The organism is Achromobacter sp. RT286_PF (assembly GCF_059760425.1).
The window spans coordinates 72561-87622 of sequence record NZ_JCBAMR010000005.1 but is presented as its reverse complement, the minus strand read 5'-3'; the positions used below and the strand labels follow the sequence as shown (position 1 = coordinate 87622).

At 66.9% G+C, this 15062-nt stretch carries 9 protein-coding genes; 3 read left to right on the top strand and 6 right to left on the bottom strand.

What is annotated here, in order from left to right; all coding sequences use genetic code 11:
* Positions 1–85 precede the first annotated feature (85 nt).
* Positions 86–436, bottom strand: a complete 351-nt coding sequence (locus AC6LJY_RS06600; RefSeq protein WP_046807357.1) for a DUF3325 domain-containing protein — start codon at positions 434–436, stop codon at positions 86–88.
* Positions 433–2043, bottom strand: coding sequence for a PepSY-associated TM helix domain-containing protein (locus AC6LJY_RS06595; protein ID WP_498135547.1), 1611 nt, complete (start codon positions 2041–2043; stop codon positions 433–435). Before AC6LJY_RS06595 ends, AC6LJY_RS06600 begins: the two co-directional genes overlap by 4 nt.
* 226 nt (positions 2044–2269) lie before the next feature.
* On the opposite strand from AC6LJY_RS06595, the gene AC6LJY_RS06590 reads away from it, so the two are divergent.
* Positions 2270–2884: a hypothetical protein gene (locus AC6LJY_RS06590; RefSeq protein ID WP_046807359.1), complete on the top strand. Its 615-nt coding sequence runs from the start codon at positions 2270–2272 to the stop codon at positions 2882–2884.
* 10 nt (positions 2885–2894) lie between these two features.
* A complete protein-coding gene (locus AC6LJY_RS06585; protein WP_498135546.1) occupies positions 2895–5282 on the top strand; it encodes a catalase in 2388 nt (795 codons plus the stop codon).
* A 195-nt stretch (positions 5283–5477) separates the two neighbouring features.
* Here the strand turns inward: AC6LJY_RS06585 and AC6LJY_RS06580 are convergent, their stop codons facing one another.
* Complete coding sequence (locus tag AC6LJY_RS06580) at positions 5478–6458, bottom strand: Bug family tripartite tricarboxylate transporter substrate binding protein (RefSeq protein ID WP_498135545.1); 981 nt, start codon at positions 6456–6458, stop codon at positions 5478–5480.
* Between the two features lie 29 nt (positions 6459–6487).
* On the bottom strand, positions 6488–7870 hold the full coding sequence (locus tag AC6LJY_RS06575) for a M20 family metallopeptidase (RefSeq protein ID WP_498135544.1): 1383 nt from the start codon (positions 7868–7870) through the stop codon (positions 6488–6490).
* 111 nt (positions 7871–7981) lie between these two features.
* Here AC6LJY_RS06575 and AC6LJY_RS06570 point away from each other — a divergent pair, with 111 nt between their 5' ends.
* The gene (locus tag AC6LJY_RS06570; protein WP_498135543.1) at positions 7982–8890 is read left to right on the top strand and encodes a LysR family transcriptional regulator; all 909 of its coding nucleotides are present in this window, start codon (positions 7982–7984) and stop codon (positions 8888–8890) included.
* Here AC6LJY_RS06570 and AC6LJY_RS06565 read toward each other — a convergent pair.
* Positions 8847–11987, bottom strand: a complete 3141-nt coding sequence (locus AC6LJY_RS06565) for an efflux RND transporter permease subunit (RefSeq protein ID WP_498135542.1) — start codon at positions 11985–11987, stop codon at positions 8847–8849. The genes AC6LJY_RS06570 and AC6LJY_RS06565 overlap by 44 nt on opposite strands.
* Entirely contained in the window at positions 11984–15055 is a 3072-nt protein-coding gene (locus AC6LJY_RS06560; RefSeq protein ID WP_498135541.1) for a multidrug efflux RND transporter permease subunit, read from the bottom strand. The genes AC6LJY_RS06565 and AC6LJY_RS06560 overlap by 4 nt, the downstream gene beginning before the upstream one ends.
* Positions 15056–15062: the final 7 nt, after the last annotated feature.

Genomic DNA, 15062 nt, shown 5'->3' with positions numbered 1-15062 from the left:
GGCGCGATGTCAGGCTGGATTGATGCGGGTCAAACGCCTAGGCGACAACGGACAAATCGCAATATCGCCCGGCGGGCGCCTGGCCTTAGAAGCCGATGCCGATGCCCGCCAGGGAAATGGCCATCGCCAGCGCGGCGGTGCGGGCGGCGGGGCGGGGCGCCCAGGACAGCATGCCCACCCATAGCAACGCGCCGGCGGACAGCCAACCCAGCCACGCCACCACGCCGACCGTGTTGCCCCACAGACCCACGCAGGGCAGAAGCGCCAGCGCCAGCAACAGCGCGCCGGCGCCGCGCAGCACGCGGGTGTGGCCGGCCGAGGGGTCGCGTCCCCACACCTGGTCATAGTGGCGCGGCATGGCCAGGCTCAGGCACGCCATGCCGGAATAGGTCAACAGCAATGCCATCGCAATGCCAAATAGGTCGTTCGTGTTCATGCCGCGGCCTTGTGATTCGCGCGAGGGGTGCGCTGGGCAGGCGCGGATTGCGGCTGCTTCCACAACCGGATCGCCGCCCACGCGGATAGTACGCCAATGGCGACGGCGGTCAGCTCAACGCCCGCGCTTTCCCAATCGCCACGGCCGATTTGCGCCACGGGGTGGTCGCCCAGCGTGGCAAGCGACACCATCGGCAGCAACAGGCACAAGGCGGACAGCAAGCCAAGCTGGGCGATCCACGCGGTGCGCGGGCGAGTCAGCCACGCGTGCGCCAACATCAACGCCCACAAGCCGAAAAAGCAGCGCAGTTCCCACAGCGCGCGGTTTTCCAGTGCAACGGGCAATAGCCGATTGGCCCAGAAGAAGCCGATGCACGCCACCGCCAGCCCGGCCAACGCGGCCACGTTCATGCCTTCAAACAACCGGTACATGCGCGCCGTGGCGGCGCCGAATTCATTGCCCGCCTTGGCGCGCCGTTTCACCATGAACAGCACGGCGCCCGTGCCCATCATTGCGGCACCGGCCAGCCCGCACACGAAGTACAGCCACTTCATGGCCCAGCCGCCGAATGGCGCCATGTGCAGGTCGTTCATCACCTGGCGCACCATGGCGGGCGCGCCGCCGTTGACCCCGCCCGCCGGGCGCATGCGCAGCACCTGCCCGGTCGCGCCCTGGAATTCAACCATGCCCGTGGTGGCGCTGATGTTGCGCTGCGCGTCGCCGGCTTCGTTCCAGCCGTACACGGCGATGCGCATCGAGGTGTCTTCGGGGTTCTGGATGACGACGGCGCGTGCGCTTTGGCCGATCATGGCTTCGGCGCGCGCCACCATCGGTTCCAGGGGCGGCATGGACATGGCCTGACCCGTGCGCACCGGTTTTTCCTCGCCCTGCATTTCGGCCAGATACAGGCGCATGGCATCCATGCCGGCGCCGTAATGCGCGGCGACCGGCGCGGGCATCAGTTGCGCGCTGGATATCACGATGCCGGTGTACGCAATCATGAATTGAAAGGGCAGCGTCAATACCGCCACCGCGTTGTGTGCGTCCAGCCACGAGCGCTGGCCCTTCTTGGCGCGGAAGGTGAAAAAGTCCTTGAAGATGCGCTTGTGCGTGACCACGCCCGACACCAGCGCCACCAGCATCGCCATCGTCGCAAATGCCACCACCCACACGCCGAAACGGCTTTCATGCAGCATGTAGTGGAAGTTCACGAAGTGCGTGCCGCCCCGCGTGGCGCGGCCTTCGTCGTCGTGGTGGTCGGCAAGCTCGGCGCCCGTCTCGGGGTCCAGCTCGGCCTCGGCGTACAGGCCGTTCTTGTCGAACCAGTAGACGGACAAGCCGTTGTCATGGCCCCGGTTAACGGGCCAGAACTCCCACATGCCCGCGCCCGCGTGATGCTTGGCCATGTAGTCCACCGCCAGATCCAGCCGGCGCGCGCGGTCCACCGGCGCGCTGGCCTGGGCCGCCGACGCCGCTTCGGCGGCCTGGTGCTCGGGCGTCATCCAGTGGGTGATGGGTTCGGCGAAAAGGGCTAACGAACCGGTCAGGAACACCGTGTACAGCAGCCATGAAAACCATAGGCCGACCCAGGTGTGCAGCCAGGCCATTGACAGGCGAAAACCGGATTTCAGAGGAAGCCTCTTATCGTTGATTGCCGCCGCGAGCCGGCCGGCAAGGATCTTGTATTGAGAATGGTTCCAATTCTAAGCGAATCGGGGACGCTGTTGTGGCGTCGGATGGGCACGGCGCTTGCTGAAGGACCGTTTCATGCTGGCAGGTGCGCGCTCGCGGGCCGTGGCCGGCATGAATCCCCATGGACACAAGGAGCCCCTGATGAAACGCAAAGCGGCAAATGCCAAACAAATCAACGAATTGCTTTACCAGGCCCTGGAAACCGAGATCGGCGGCTTGACGGTGTATGAAACCGCCGTGTCCTGTGCCGTGAATGAAGACCTGAAGAAAGAGTGGAAGGAATACCTGGAAGAAACGCGGACGCACCAACGTGTGCTTTTGACCGTGTTTGAACAACTGGGACTTGACCCCGCGCAGCAGACGCCGGGCCGCGAGGTGGTGCGCCACCTGGGGGAATCGCTGGTCAAGGCCATGAAGATGGCCATCAACGCCGGTGACCCCGACGCCGCGCAGCTGGTGGCGACCGAATGCGTGGTGCTGGCCGAAACCAAGGACCATTCCAACTGGTCGCTGATCGGGCTGCTGGCCGACCAGCATTCCGGCAAGGAAGCCGCCATCTTGAAGCAGGCCTACGACGCGGTGGCGCTGGACGAAGAGCATCACCTGTATCACACGCAGGGCTGGTCGCGCGAACTGTGGGTGGAATCGTTGGGCCTGCCCGCCGTGCTGCCGCCGCCTGAAGAAGTCAAACAAGTGAAATCCGCCATTGGCGCCTCGCGCGCCGAGCAGGCCCGCGGCGAAATGCTCAAACACTAGGAGAGCCTTGATGGCAAGCAAGAAACCCGTAAACAAGGGCGCGGCCGGCGCCGTCGACACCGCCTATATGAATACCGACAGCGGCCCGGCCGCCGGCCCCGCGGGCAAACCGGTCCACCCGGCGCTCAAGCGGGCCGCGGCCGTGGGCGCCACGGTTGCGTCCCTGCCGCACAACGCCAATAAGGCCGCCGAGTACGGCGAGGAAGGCGCGCGCTGCCCCTACACCGGCGCGCACACGACACCGCCGGACCCGTCCGTGGGCGCCAGTTCCCTGTCGGAATCGGAAGCCAACGCCAAGACGGGTGACGCCGCCGAACCCGGCGTGAACGCGGTGGATGGCCGCTTGGGCCGTGTGCGCGCCGACGGCAGCGGCCAGGTGCTGACGACAAATCAGGGCGTGCCAATCGCCGACAACCAGCATTCGCTGAAGGCCGGCCTGCGCGGCCCCGCCTTGTTGAAAGACTTCATCCTGCGCGAAAAGATCACGCACTTCGACCACGAGCGCATCCCCGAACGCATCGTGCACGCGCGCGGTTCGGCGGCGCACGGTTACTTCGAATGCTATCGGCCGTTGACCGACTTGACCGCCGCGTCGCTGTTCGCCGAAAAGGGCAAGCGCACGCCGGTGTTCGTGCGCTTTTCCACGGTGGCCGGCGAACGCGGTTCCAAGGACACGGCGCGCGACGTGCGCGGCTTTGCCGTCAAGTTCTATACCGACGAAGGCAACTGGGACCTGGTGGGCAACAACATGCCGGTGTTCTTTATCCAGGACGCGATGAAGTTCCCGGACCTGGTGCACGCGGTCAAGCCCGAGCCGCATCACGGCATGCCGCAGGCCGCGTCGGCCCACGATACGTTCTGGGACTTTGTGTCGCTGATGCCGGAATCCACCCACATGCTGATGTGGCTGATGTCCGACCGCGCCATCCCGCGCAGCTACCGGATGATGCAGGGCTTTGGCGTGCACACGTTCCGCTTTGTGAACGCGCGTGGCGAATCGCGCCTGGTGAAATTTCACTGGACGCCGATCCTGGGTACGCATTCGCAGGTGTGGGACGAGGCGGTCAAGGTGTCTGGCGCCGACCCCGACTTTCACCGCCGCGACCTGTGGGAAGCCATCGACGCGGGCAAGGGCCCCGAGTGGGAACTGGGCGTGCAGATCTTCACGGAAGAAGAAGCCGACAGCTTCAGCTTCGATGTGTTGGACGCCACCAAGATCGTGCCGGAAGAATTGGTGCCTATCGTGCCGATCGGCCGCATGGTGCTGGACCGCAACCCGGACAACTTCTTTGCCGAGACCGAGCAGGTGGCGTTCTGCACGGCGCACGTGGTGCCGGGCGTGGACTTCACCAACGACCCGCTGCTGGCCGGCCGCATCCATTCCTACGTGGACACGCAGATCTCGCGGCTGGGCGGTCCGAACTTCCACGAAATCCCCATCAATGCGCCCGTGGCGCCGGTGCACAACAACCAGCGCGACGGCATGCACCGCCAGGCGATTCATCGTGGTCGCGTCGCGTACGAGCCGAACTCGCTGGCGGGCGGGTGCCCGTTTCAGGCCGGCATGGAAGGCTATGTGCCGTTTCCCGAGCCCATCGCGGGCGACGAATTGCGCGGCCATCCCGAAAAGTTTGCCGAGCACTACAACCAGGCCACGCTGTTCTACAACAGCCAGACCGACTGGGAAAAGCGCCACATCGTGCACGCGTTCTCGTTTGAACTGAGCAAGGTGACGGTGCCCGCGATTCGCCAGCGCATGGTGGCCTCGTTGCGCAACGTGTCCGACGAATTGGCCCAGGGCGTGGCGGATCTGCTGGGCATGGTCTTGCCCGACCCGCTGCCCCGTGCCATTGCGCAGCCGCCCAAGCCGGAGATCGAGGTGTCGCCCGCGCTGTCGCTGACCGCAAGGCCGGGTGATGGCAATGTGGCCACGCGCAAGGTAGCGATTCTGGTGGCCGAGGGCGTGGATGAAGGCGCCGTGTCGGCCGTGGCCGACGCGTTGATCCAGGCCGGCGTGGTGGTGCGCTTGGTAGGCCAGCGCATCGGCCCCGTGCAGACCGAAGGCGGCGGCATGCTGGATGCCGACGCGTCGCTGGACAACCACCCGTCGACGCTGTTTGACGGCGCGGTGGTGCCCGGGGGCGACGCCGCCGTGGCGCGCTTGCAGACGGACGGCCGCGCGCTGGAATTCCTGCGCGACGCCTTCCGGCACGGCAAGACGCTGATGGGGCTGGGCCGTGGCGGGCAACTGTTCGGCTCGGCGGGCATCGCGCCCGACGAAGCCGACGAAGGGTTGTTGATGGGCGGCGGCGCACCCGCGAAAAGCGCGACGGCGTTCATCAAGGCCCTGGCCAAGCATCGGCACCCCGAACGGGAAACGATGCCGCCGATGGTCTGACGCCGACGGTTTGGCAGGCCGCGTTTGCGGCCTGCACCGGCGCCTGGTGGTGCACGCTTCGCGGCGTGCATGACCAGGCGTTTTTTTTGCGGTCGTGACTGGTGGTGTCAGCCCTTGGAGGTGGCGTGGCGTGGCGGTGCGGTGCGGCTCTGATGCTGCTGCCTAGCCGCCTTGCGCCCGTGCCTGTTTTTCCGTCTATTCCAGCTTGATCTCGGCGCGCTTGGCCACGGCGCTGAACGTCTGCACTTCTTTTTGAATCCGGTCCTTGAACGCCTGGCCCGGCAAGAACACAGGTTCCAACGCCAGGTCCGACACCGCCTTTTTCACCTGCGGGTCCTGCATGATCTGCGCGACCGCGCGGTTCAACGTGTCGACCACCGGCGCGGGCGTATGGGCCGGCGCGGCCAGGGCGTACCAGCCCACGAACGACACCTGGGGAATCCCGGCTTCCTCGAAAGTCGGCACGTCCGGCATCTGCGGCACGCGGTGTTCGCCCGTGACGGCCAGTGCCCGCACCTTGCCCGCGCGCACTTGCGGCGCGGCGGATGACACCGTGTCCACGCCCAGCGACACCTCGCCGCCGATCATCGCGGTGATCAGCTGCGCGCTGCCTTTGTACGGCACCGGCATCATCTTCGCGCCCGCGGCCTCGGCAAACATTTCGCCCGCCAGATGCGGCGCCGAGCCCGGCCCGAACGTGCCGTACATCAGCCCGCCCTTGCTGCTTTGCTGCTTGGCCAGCGCCGCCGCTTCCTGCACGGTGGTGGCCGCCAAGCCGTTCTGCGCCAGCAGCACCACGGGCGCCAGGGCGACGATGGCCACATGTTCGAAGCTGCGCACGGGGTCGTAGGGCAGTGACGGATTCAACGCGGGCAAGACGGTGTACGTGGTGCTGCCCGACAGCAGCAACGTGTAGCCATCGGGCTGGGCGCGCGCCACGACGTCCGCGCCGATCACCGTGGACGCGCCGGGGCGGTTCTCGACGATGACCGACTGGCCCAGGCGGCCCGACAGCTTGTTGGCCAGCAGCCGCGCCACCGTATCGGTCGCGCCGCCCGGCGTGAAGGGCACAACGATCTTGATCGGCTGCTCCGGGTAGGCGGCATGGGCGTCGCCCGCATAAGCGGCGACGGCAAGGTTGAACGCCATCACGGCGGCACAGAATCTAGCAGTCATGGCAACGCTCTCGGTAGTGAAACGGTCGGTCAGGCGGGAACGGCTTCGCCCAGGTCCCAGAACAGGCCGGCCATGATGGCCAGCCCTTCGCGCGCCACGCTGCCCAGCAGATGCTCATTGGGCGCATGCTGCGCGCAGGCGGGGTATGAATGCGGCACCCACAAGGTGGGCAGGCCCAGCAGGTCGGCAAAAATTTCGTTTGGCAGCGAGCCGCCCAGGTTCGGCAGCAGTGCGGGGCGCTTGCCGGTCGTGCGTTGCAGCGACGCCGCCGCCCAGCGCACCCAGGCGTTATCGGGCGACAAGCGCGTGGCGCCGCCTTGCATGCCGACGCGCACTTGCACGTCTTCAAAACCGCCTAGGCGCAGGTGCTCGCGCACATGCGTTTCCAGCGCGCGCCAATCGGTGCCCACCACGAAGCGCAACTGGCACCAGGCCACGGCCTCGGGCGGAATCGCGTTCACGGGCTTGGCCGGGTCGCCCGCGCCAAAGGTCAGCACGTCAAGGCTGTTCCAGCCGAATACTTTTTCAGGCGCCGTCAGCCCGGGCTCGCCCCACCATGCGTTGATGTCGGGGTCGTCCTCGCCGCCGCCTACCTCAAGATCCGCGAGCGCCTCGCGCACGGCGTCGGGGATGGCGGGGGGGCGCAGCGCCGGCACCGTTATGCGGCCACGCGCGTCCACCAGGGTGCCGATGGCGTGCATCAGCACGATGGCGGGGTTGGCCAGCAGGCCGCCCCAATTGCCGGAGTGGTAGCCACGTTCACGCGCACGCAGCTTCAATTCAAAATTAACCGCCCCGCGCGATCCCATGAACAGCGTGGGGCGCGCTGCATGCAGACGCGGGCCGTCGCTGGCGATGAACACGTCCGCCGCCAACGTATCGCGCTTCGCGTCGCAGAACGCGGCCAGGCCAGGTGAACCGGCTTCTTCGCCGGTCTCGATCAGCCAGGTGGCGTTGAACCCCAGCTTGCCGCCGCGCGCGGCAATCACCTGCCGCAGCGCTTCCAGGTTGATGCTGTGCTGGCCTTTGTTGTCGGCCGTGCCCCGGCCATACCAGCGGTCGCCGTCCACTTGCAACTGCCAGGGGTCTCGGCCCGCTTCCCACTTGGCCGCATTGCCGCGCACCACGTCGCCATGGCCGTACATCAGCACGGTGGGCAAGCCGGGCGCTTCAATGCGCCGCGCCACCAGGATAGGCAGGTCCACGCCGTTGGGGTTGGGATGCACTTCACAGGCAAAGCCCATCCGGCTCAGGACCGGGATCAGGTCCTGGTTCAGATAGGCGTGCTGCATCGGCGCCTGCTCGGGCACTTCGCTTTCCGTGGCATACGCGACGCGACGCGCCAGGGCGGCTTCAAGGGTGCCATTGTCAAAGGCTTCAACGGCTTGCAGGACGGCTTGTTCGCGGTTCACGGCGGCACTCGGGACGAGGGAGGCACAAAGTTATTACGCATCGCTACATGCCACAATCAGATAATTAGCATCTTTGCATTGCCTTTTTGGCATGTGTCACACGGAGGCGGGATGATCTCGTTGGGACTGCGGTATTTTCTTGAGGTCGCGCGCAGCGGCTCGATCGCCGGCGCGGCGGCGTCGCAGCACGTGGCCGCCTCGGCGGTCAGCCGTCAGATTGCCAAGCTGGAAGACGCCTTGGGCGTTGCGCTGTTCGAGCGCCAGGCGCGCGGCATGGAACTGAGCGAGGCCGGCCGGCAACTGGCCGCGTACGCCAATGCGGCGGCGCTGGAAGCAGAACGCGTCACGTCCGAAATTCGCCAGCGCGGTCATGTGGGCGACGTGACGGTCCGCCTGGCCTGCACCGAAGGCTTCGCCCATCACTTCCTGCCCATGTGCATGGCGCAGTTCAAACGCGAGCGGCCCGAGGCGCGCTTTCATCTGTACGTGGAGCGCCCCGAAGAAGTCAGCCGCCACATTCTTGAAGGCTTGGCCCAGATGGCGCTGCGCTACACCACGGCGCAAGACGACCGCCTGAAAACCGAGCTGCTGACCCGTGCACCCGTCTACGCCGTAATGTGCCGCCAGCACCCGCTGGCCGGCCGCCGCAGCATCGGCATGCGCGACCTGGTCCACTATCCGCTATCCCTGGGCGACCACGGCACCACCGTGCGCCAGCTGTTCGACGCCGCCTGCGCCAACGCGGGCCTGCACATCGAACCCGCCTACGTCTCGAACCATTCCGCGGCCTTCCTGCCGATGCTGCCCGGCAGCCAGATCGTCGCCTTGTCCGGCTACCTGACGCTGATGGGCCAACTGGGCGAAGGCGGCCTGGTCGCCGTGCCATTCACCAACCCCGAAATGCGCCAACGCAGCATCCAGGTGCTGACCCTGCAAGGCAGAACGCTACCGCAGCTAGCCCGCGAATTCCTGGCCTTCATGTCGGATCGCCTGACCGCCGCGCCCCGGTGGCCGGAGTAGCTCGCCCCGCACCCCCCAGCTTCACCCGCAGCCGTTCCAATGCCAGATACACAATAGGCGTCGTATACAGCGTCAGGAACTGGCTGATCATCAAGCCGCCGACGATGGCGATGCCCAGGGGGCGGCGCAGTTCGGCGCCGTCGCCCATGCCCAGCACCAGGGGCAGGGCGCCCAGCAGGCCGGCCAGGTTGGTCATTACGATAGGGCGCAGGCGCAGCATGGCGGCGCGGTGGATGGCTGCGCGGGGAGTCAGGCCTTCGCGGCGTTCCAGGCTGAGGGCGAAGTCGATCATCAGGATGGCGTTCTTCATGACGATGCCGACCAGCAGGAACAGGCCCAGCAACGCGATCAGGGTGAATTCGATGTTGGCGATGCGCAGCGCCAGCAGCGCGCCCACGCCGGCGGACGGCAGGGTGGACAGGATGGTCAGCGGGTGCAGGGGGCTTTCGTACAGGATGCCCAGCACCAGGTAGATGGCGACCAGCACGGCCAGGATCAGCCAGGGCTGGTCTTGCAGGCTTTGCTGGAAGTTGCGCGCGTCGCCGCCCAGGCGCGTCTGGATGGTGGACGGCACCATCAGCTTGGCCATGGCGGCGTCGATGGCGGCCAGGCCTTGTTCCAGCGATACGCCGGGCGCCAGCGAAAAGCCGACGCCGACGGCCGCGAACAGGCCGTCGTGGTAGACCCGGTCGTTGACCAGCCCGTTGTCGTAGGTGGCGAAGGCGGTCAGGGGGATGCGCGTGCCGTCGGCCGCCACCACCTGCACCTGCTCCAGCACGTCGGGGTCTTCGGTGTAGCGCGGGTCCAGCTCCAGTACCACGCGGTATTGGTTCATGGCGTCGTACAGGGTGGCGACCTGGCGTTGGCTGAACGAATTGCTGAGCACACTGCTGATCGTGTCCATGTCCACGCCCAGCCGTTGCGCGGCCGCGCGGTCGATGTTGATGACGACCTGCTGCGTGGCGCCGTCGCCTTGGGCGTCCACGTCGCGCAGTTCGGGGATGTCTTGCATGGCTTTGGATATCTTGCGCGCCCAGTTGCGCAGCGCGGGCACGTCGCTGGCCATGATGGCCAATTCGTGGTCGCCGGAATTGCCGAAGCCGCCGGGCATGCGCAGGTCCTGGTCGACGTTCAGGAAGAACATGCCGCCGGGCACGGGCGGTGCGTGGGTGCGCAGCCAGTTGATGACTTCGGTAGATGACTCGCCGCGTTCGGCGGCGGGTTTCAGGCGGATCAGGAATAGCGAATTGCTGATGCCCAGGCTGCCGCCGTTGTAGCCGATGACGTCCTGCACGGCCGGATGCTTGAGCACCAGCTGGCGGTATTGGTCGATCTTGGGTTGCATGACCTGGAACGAAAACCCGTCGTCGCCGCGCACGAATCCCACCAGTTGGCCGGTGTCTTGCACGGGCAGAAAGCCCTTGGGCGCTTCGACGTACAGATACACGTTCAAGCCCACCACGGCGGCCAGCAGCAACAGGGTCAAGCGCGCATGCCCCAGCACGCGCGCAAGGGACCGGCCGTAGGCATCGTGCGCGCGGGCGAAGGCCGATTGCAGGCGCGACGGGCGCGAAGGAAGCGATTGCGGCGATTGCGGCGATTGCGGCGATTGGGCCGAAGGTTGATCCGCGCGCAGCCAACGCGCGCACAAGGCCGGGATGATCGCCACGGAGACCACCAGCGAAATCACCGTGGCCGCCACCAGCGTGATCGAGAATTCCCGGAACAACCGTTCGACCAGCCCGCCCATGAACAGGATCGACACGAACACCACGCTTAACGCCACCGTCATGGCAACCAGCGTGAAGCCCACTTCGCGTACACCGCGCAATGCCGCCTTGCGGGGCGACAGGCCGCGTTCAAGGTGGCGCGAGATGTTTTCCAGCACGACGATGGCGTCATCCACCACCAGGCCGGCCGCGACGATCAGCGCCATCAACGACAGGTTGTTCAGCGAAAAGCCCCACGCGTGCATGACGGCGAACGTGGCGATCAGGCACACGGGTATCGCCACGCTGGGAATCGCCGCCGCGCGCGCGTTGCCCAGGAACAGCCACACCACCAGGATGACCAGCGCGGTCGCCAGGCCCAGCGTGATGTGGGCCTCGCGCAAGGTGGCGTTGATGCCGGGCGAGCGGTCCAGCGCCACCGTCAGGTCCACGTCGGCCGGCATCAGCGCGCGCAGGCCGGGCAGGGCGGCGTTGATCGCGCCGATGGTCTCGATGATGTTCGCGCCGGTCTGGCGGCTGATGGTCAGCACGACGGCCGGATTCGTGTTGTGAAAGCCGCTGCTGTAGCGGTTTTCGACGGAATCGCTGACGCGCGCCACCTGCGCCAGCCGGATCACCGCGCCGTCGTCGTGGCGCACGATCAGGCGGCCGTATTCATCCGCGCCGCGCGGCTGGTCCAGCGTGCCGACTTCCCAGCGCTGGCCGGCCGCGTCCAGCTGGCCTAGCGGCCGCAGGGGCGCGGCATTCGCGATGGCATTGCGCACGTCGTCCAGCGCCACGCCGTAATGGGCCAGCGCGTTGGGGTTGACCTGCACGCGCACGGCGGGCAGCGAACTGCCGCCCAGGGTGACTTCGCCCACGCCATTGATCTGCGACAGCTTTTGCGCCAGCACCGTCGATCCCAGGTCATACAGCTGGCCGGCCGGGCGCGTGGCGGAACTCAAGGCCAGCGCCATGATGGGCGCCTGCGACGGGTTGACCTTGCGGTAGCTGGGGCTTTGCGGCATGCCCGCGGGCAGTTCGCCGCGCGCGGCATTCAGCGCGGCCTGCACGTCGCGGGCCGCTTCGTTGATGTCGCGGTCCAGCTCGAATTGCAGCTGCACGCGCGTGGCGCCCTGGTTGCTGGACGAGCTCATGGCGCTGACGCCCGCGATGCTGCCCAGCGCGCGTTCCAGCGGCGCGGCCACCGTGCTGGCCATGCTTTCCGGGCTGGCGCCGGGCAATTCGGCGCGCACCTCGATGGTGGGGAAGTCCACCTGGGGCAAGGGTGCAACGGGCAACAGCCGCCACGCCACCGCGCCCAGCAGCGTCAACGCCAGCGCCAGGAACAGGCAGGCGACCGGGCGGTGCAGCAACGCGCGGATCATGCGTTGCGCCCGTCGGGCCTCACACCGGCCGGGCGCCGCTGCCCCAGCCGGTGAAAGAACAGATAGACCGCAGGCGTGGTGAACAGCGTCAACACCTGGCTGACCAGCAGGCCACCCACCATGACCCAGCCCAGCGGCTGGCGCAGTTCGGCGCCCGAGCCGGTGGCCAGCATCAGCGGCAGCGCGCCGAACAGCGCGGCCAGCGTCGTCATCAAGATCGGCCGCAAGCGCAGCAGCGCGGCTTCGCGGATGGCATCCCGCGGCGCCAACCCGCGCGTGCGCTCGGCGTCCAGCGCAAAGTCCACCATCATGATGCCGTTCTTCTTGACCAGCCCGATCAGCAGGATGATGCCGATGACGGCAATCAGGTCCAGCGGCCGGCCGGTAATCAACAGCGCCAGCAACGCGCCCACGGTGGCCGACGGCAGGGTCGACAGGATGGTGACGGGGTGAATGGCGCTTTCATACAGCATGCCCAGCACCAGGTACATCGTGACCACCGCCGCCAGCATCAGCCACAGCGTATTGGACAAGGACGCCTGGAATGCCGAGGCCGCGCCTTGCAGCCGCAGTTCCACGCTGGGCGGCAGGGCGATGTCGGTCTTGGCCGATTCAATGGCGGCAATGGCGTCGCCCAACGACCCGCCCGGCGGCAGGTTGAACGACAGGTTCACGGCCGGAAATTGCGACAGATGGTTGATCGCCAGCGGCACCGCGCGTTCGCTGACCGTGGCCAGCGCCGACAGCGGAATCGCCTGCCCGTCCTCGGTTTGCAGGTGGATGCGTTCCAGCGCCTCGGGCCCCAGCGCCAGGCTGCGGTCCACTTCCAGCACCACGCGGTACTGGTTCGACTGCGTGAACAGCGTGGCCACCTGGCGCTGGCCAAACGCGTTGTACAGCGCCTGCACCACGTCGTCCATCGTGACGCCCAGGCGCGCGGCCGTATCGCGCGACACTTCCAGGTAAGCCTGGCGGCCATTGCCTTGCAGGTCGGACGACACCTCGGCCAGCGCGGGCGATTGCGCCAGCCGCTGCGTCAGCGCCTGGCTCCATTGCGCCAGCAGCGCGCTATCGGGGGACGTCAGGCTGAATTGGTACTGGCCCCGGCTGACGCGGTCTTCGATATTCAATTCCTGCACCGGCTGCAAAAACAGCGAGATGCCGTGCACGTCGCGGGCGCGCGCGTCCAGGCGCGCCATGACATCGGCTAGCGGCGCGCTGCGTTCGGCCCAGGGCTTCAGGTTGATCAGCAGCCGCCCGGTGTTCAAGGTCGCGTTCATGCTGTCGATGCCGATGAAGGACGACAGGCTTTGCACATCGGGATCCGCCAGCAGCGCCCGGGCCACGGCCTGCTGCCTGCCCGACATGGCGTCAAACGAGGTGCTTTGCGTGGACTGCGTCACGCCCTGCAGCACGCCGCCGTCCTGCACCGGGAAAAATCCTTTAGGTACTGCCAGGTACAGCAGGCCAGTCAAGACCACGGTGCCAAGCATCACCATCAACGTCAGGCGCTGGTGGCGCAGCGTGATGTCCAGCCAGCCCGCGTAGCGCGCCTGGATGCGGTCCAGCAGGCCGGGGCGCGACTGCCCATGCGCCGGCAGCAGGCGCGCGCACATCATGGGCGTCAGCGTCAGCGATACGCCCAGCGATATCAGGATGGCCACCGCCAAGGTGATGGCGAATTCACGGAACAGCCGGCCCACCACGTCTTCCATGAACAGCAGCGGGATCAGCACGGCAATCAACGACAGGGTCAGCGACACCAGCGTGAAGCCGATCTGCCCGGCGCCTTTCAGCGCGGCCGACATCGGGCTGTGCCCCTGTTCGCGATACCGCGCAATGTTCTCCAGCATGACGATGGCGTCATCCACCACGAAGCCCGCGCCGATAGTCAGCGCCATCAGCGTCAGGTTGTTGGTGGAAAAGCCCGCCAGGTGCATGAAGCCGAAAGTGCCGATCAGCGATAGCGGCACGGCCAGGCTGGGGATCAGCGTGGCGGGCAGGTTGGAGAGGAACAGGAACGTGACCAGCACCACCAGCCCCACGGCAAACACCAGTTCCCATTGCACGCCGCGCACCGACGCGCGGATGCTTTCGGTACGGTCGGTCAGGATGCGCACTTGCGCGGCGGCGGGCAGGCTGGCCGTCAGTTGCGGCAGCAGCGCCTTGACCTGGTCGGCCACGGCGATGACGTTGGCGCCCGGCTGGCGTTGGATATTGACCAGCACGGCCGGCTGCTTGTCGACCCAGGCGGCCAGGTAGCGGTCTTCGGCGCCGTCTTCAATGGTGGCGACCTGGCCCAGCCGCACCGGCGCGCCGTTCTTCCAGGCCACGATCAGTTCGCGGTATTCGGCGGCGCTTTGCAGCTGGTCGTTCGCGTCCATGATGACGGAGCGCACCGGCCCGTCGAAGCTGCCCTTGGGTTGATTGGAATTTGCCTTGGCGATGGCTTCCTGCACGTCGGACAGTTGCAGCCCGCGCGCCGCTAGCGCCATCGGGTTGACCTGCACGCGCACGGCCGGGCGCTGGCCGCCGGCCAGGCTGACCATGCCCACGCCCGATAGCTGCGACAGCCGCTGCGTCATGCGTGTGTCGACCAGGTCATACACGGTGGGCAAGGGCAGGGAATCCGAGGTCACCGCCAGCGTCAGGATGGGCACGTCGGCGGGGTTGACCTTGCGGTAAACGGGTGGCGTGGGCAGGTCACCGGGCAGCAGCGAGCCGCTGGCGCTGATGGCCGCTTGCACCTCTTGTTCGGCCACGCCCAGCGACACGTCCAGCGAAAACTGCAACGTGATGACCGAAATGCCGCTGCCGCTGGTGGACGACATCTGCTTTAAGCCCGGTATCTGCCCAAAGCGGCGTTCCAGCGGCGCGGTCACGGCGCGCGCCGTCACGTTGGGGCTGGCGCCCGGGTACTGCGTGGTGACCTGGATGATGGGGTAATCCACCTGCGGCAACGCGGCCACGGGCAGCATGCGCCAGGCCAGGATGCCCGACAGCAGCAGGGCGATCATCAGGAAAGACGTCGCCACCGGACGCAGGATGAAGGGGCGTGACAGGCTCATGCGCGGT

Excerpts from the sequence above, each read along its gene's own strand:
- AC6LJY_RS06580 (WP_498135545.1), bottom strand. The coding sequence starts at position 6,458 with ATGACTGCTAGATTCTGTGCCGCCGTGATGGCGTTCAACCTTGCCGTC.
- AC6LJY_RS06600 (WP_046807357.1), bottom strand. The coding sequence starts at position 436 with ATGAACACGAACGACCTATTTGGCATTGCGATGGCATTGCTGTTGACC.
- AC6LJY_RS06560 (WP_498135541.1), bottom strand. The coding sequence starts at position 15,055 with ATGAGCCTGTCACGCCCCTTCATCCTGCGTCCGGTGGCGACGTCTTTC.
- AC6LJY_RS06595 (WP_498135547.1), bottom strand. The coding sequence starts at position 2,043 with ATGGCCTGGCTGCACACCTGGGTCGGCCTATGGTTTTCATGGCTGCTG.
- AC6LJY_RS06590 (WP_046807359.1), top strand. The coding sequence starts at position 2,270 with ATGAAACGCAAAGCGGCAAATGCCAAACAAATCAACGAATTGCTTTAC.
- AC6LJY_RS06565 (WP_498135542.1), bottom strand. The coding sequence starts at position 11,987 with ATGATCCGCGCGTTGCTGCACCGCCCGGTCGCCTGCCTGTTCCTGGCG.
- AC6LJY_RS06570 (WP_498135543.1), top strand. The coding sequence starts at position 7,982 with ATGATCTCGTTGGGACTGCGGTATTTTCTTGAGGTCGCGCGCAGCGGC.
- AC6LJY_RS06585 (WP_498135546.1), top strand. The coding sequence starts at position 2,895 with ATGGCAAGCAAGAAACCCGTAAACAAGGGCGCGGCCGGCGCCGTCGAC.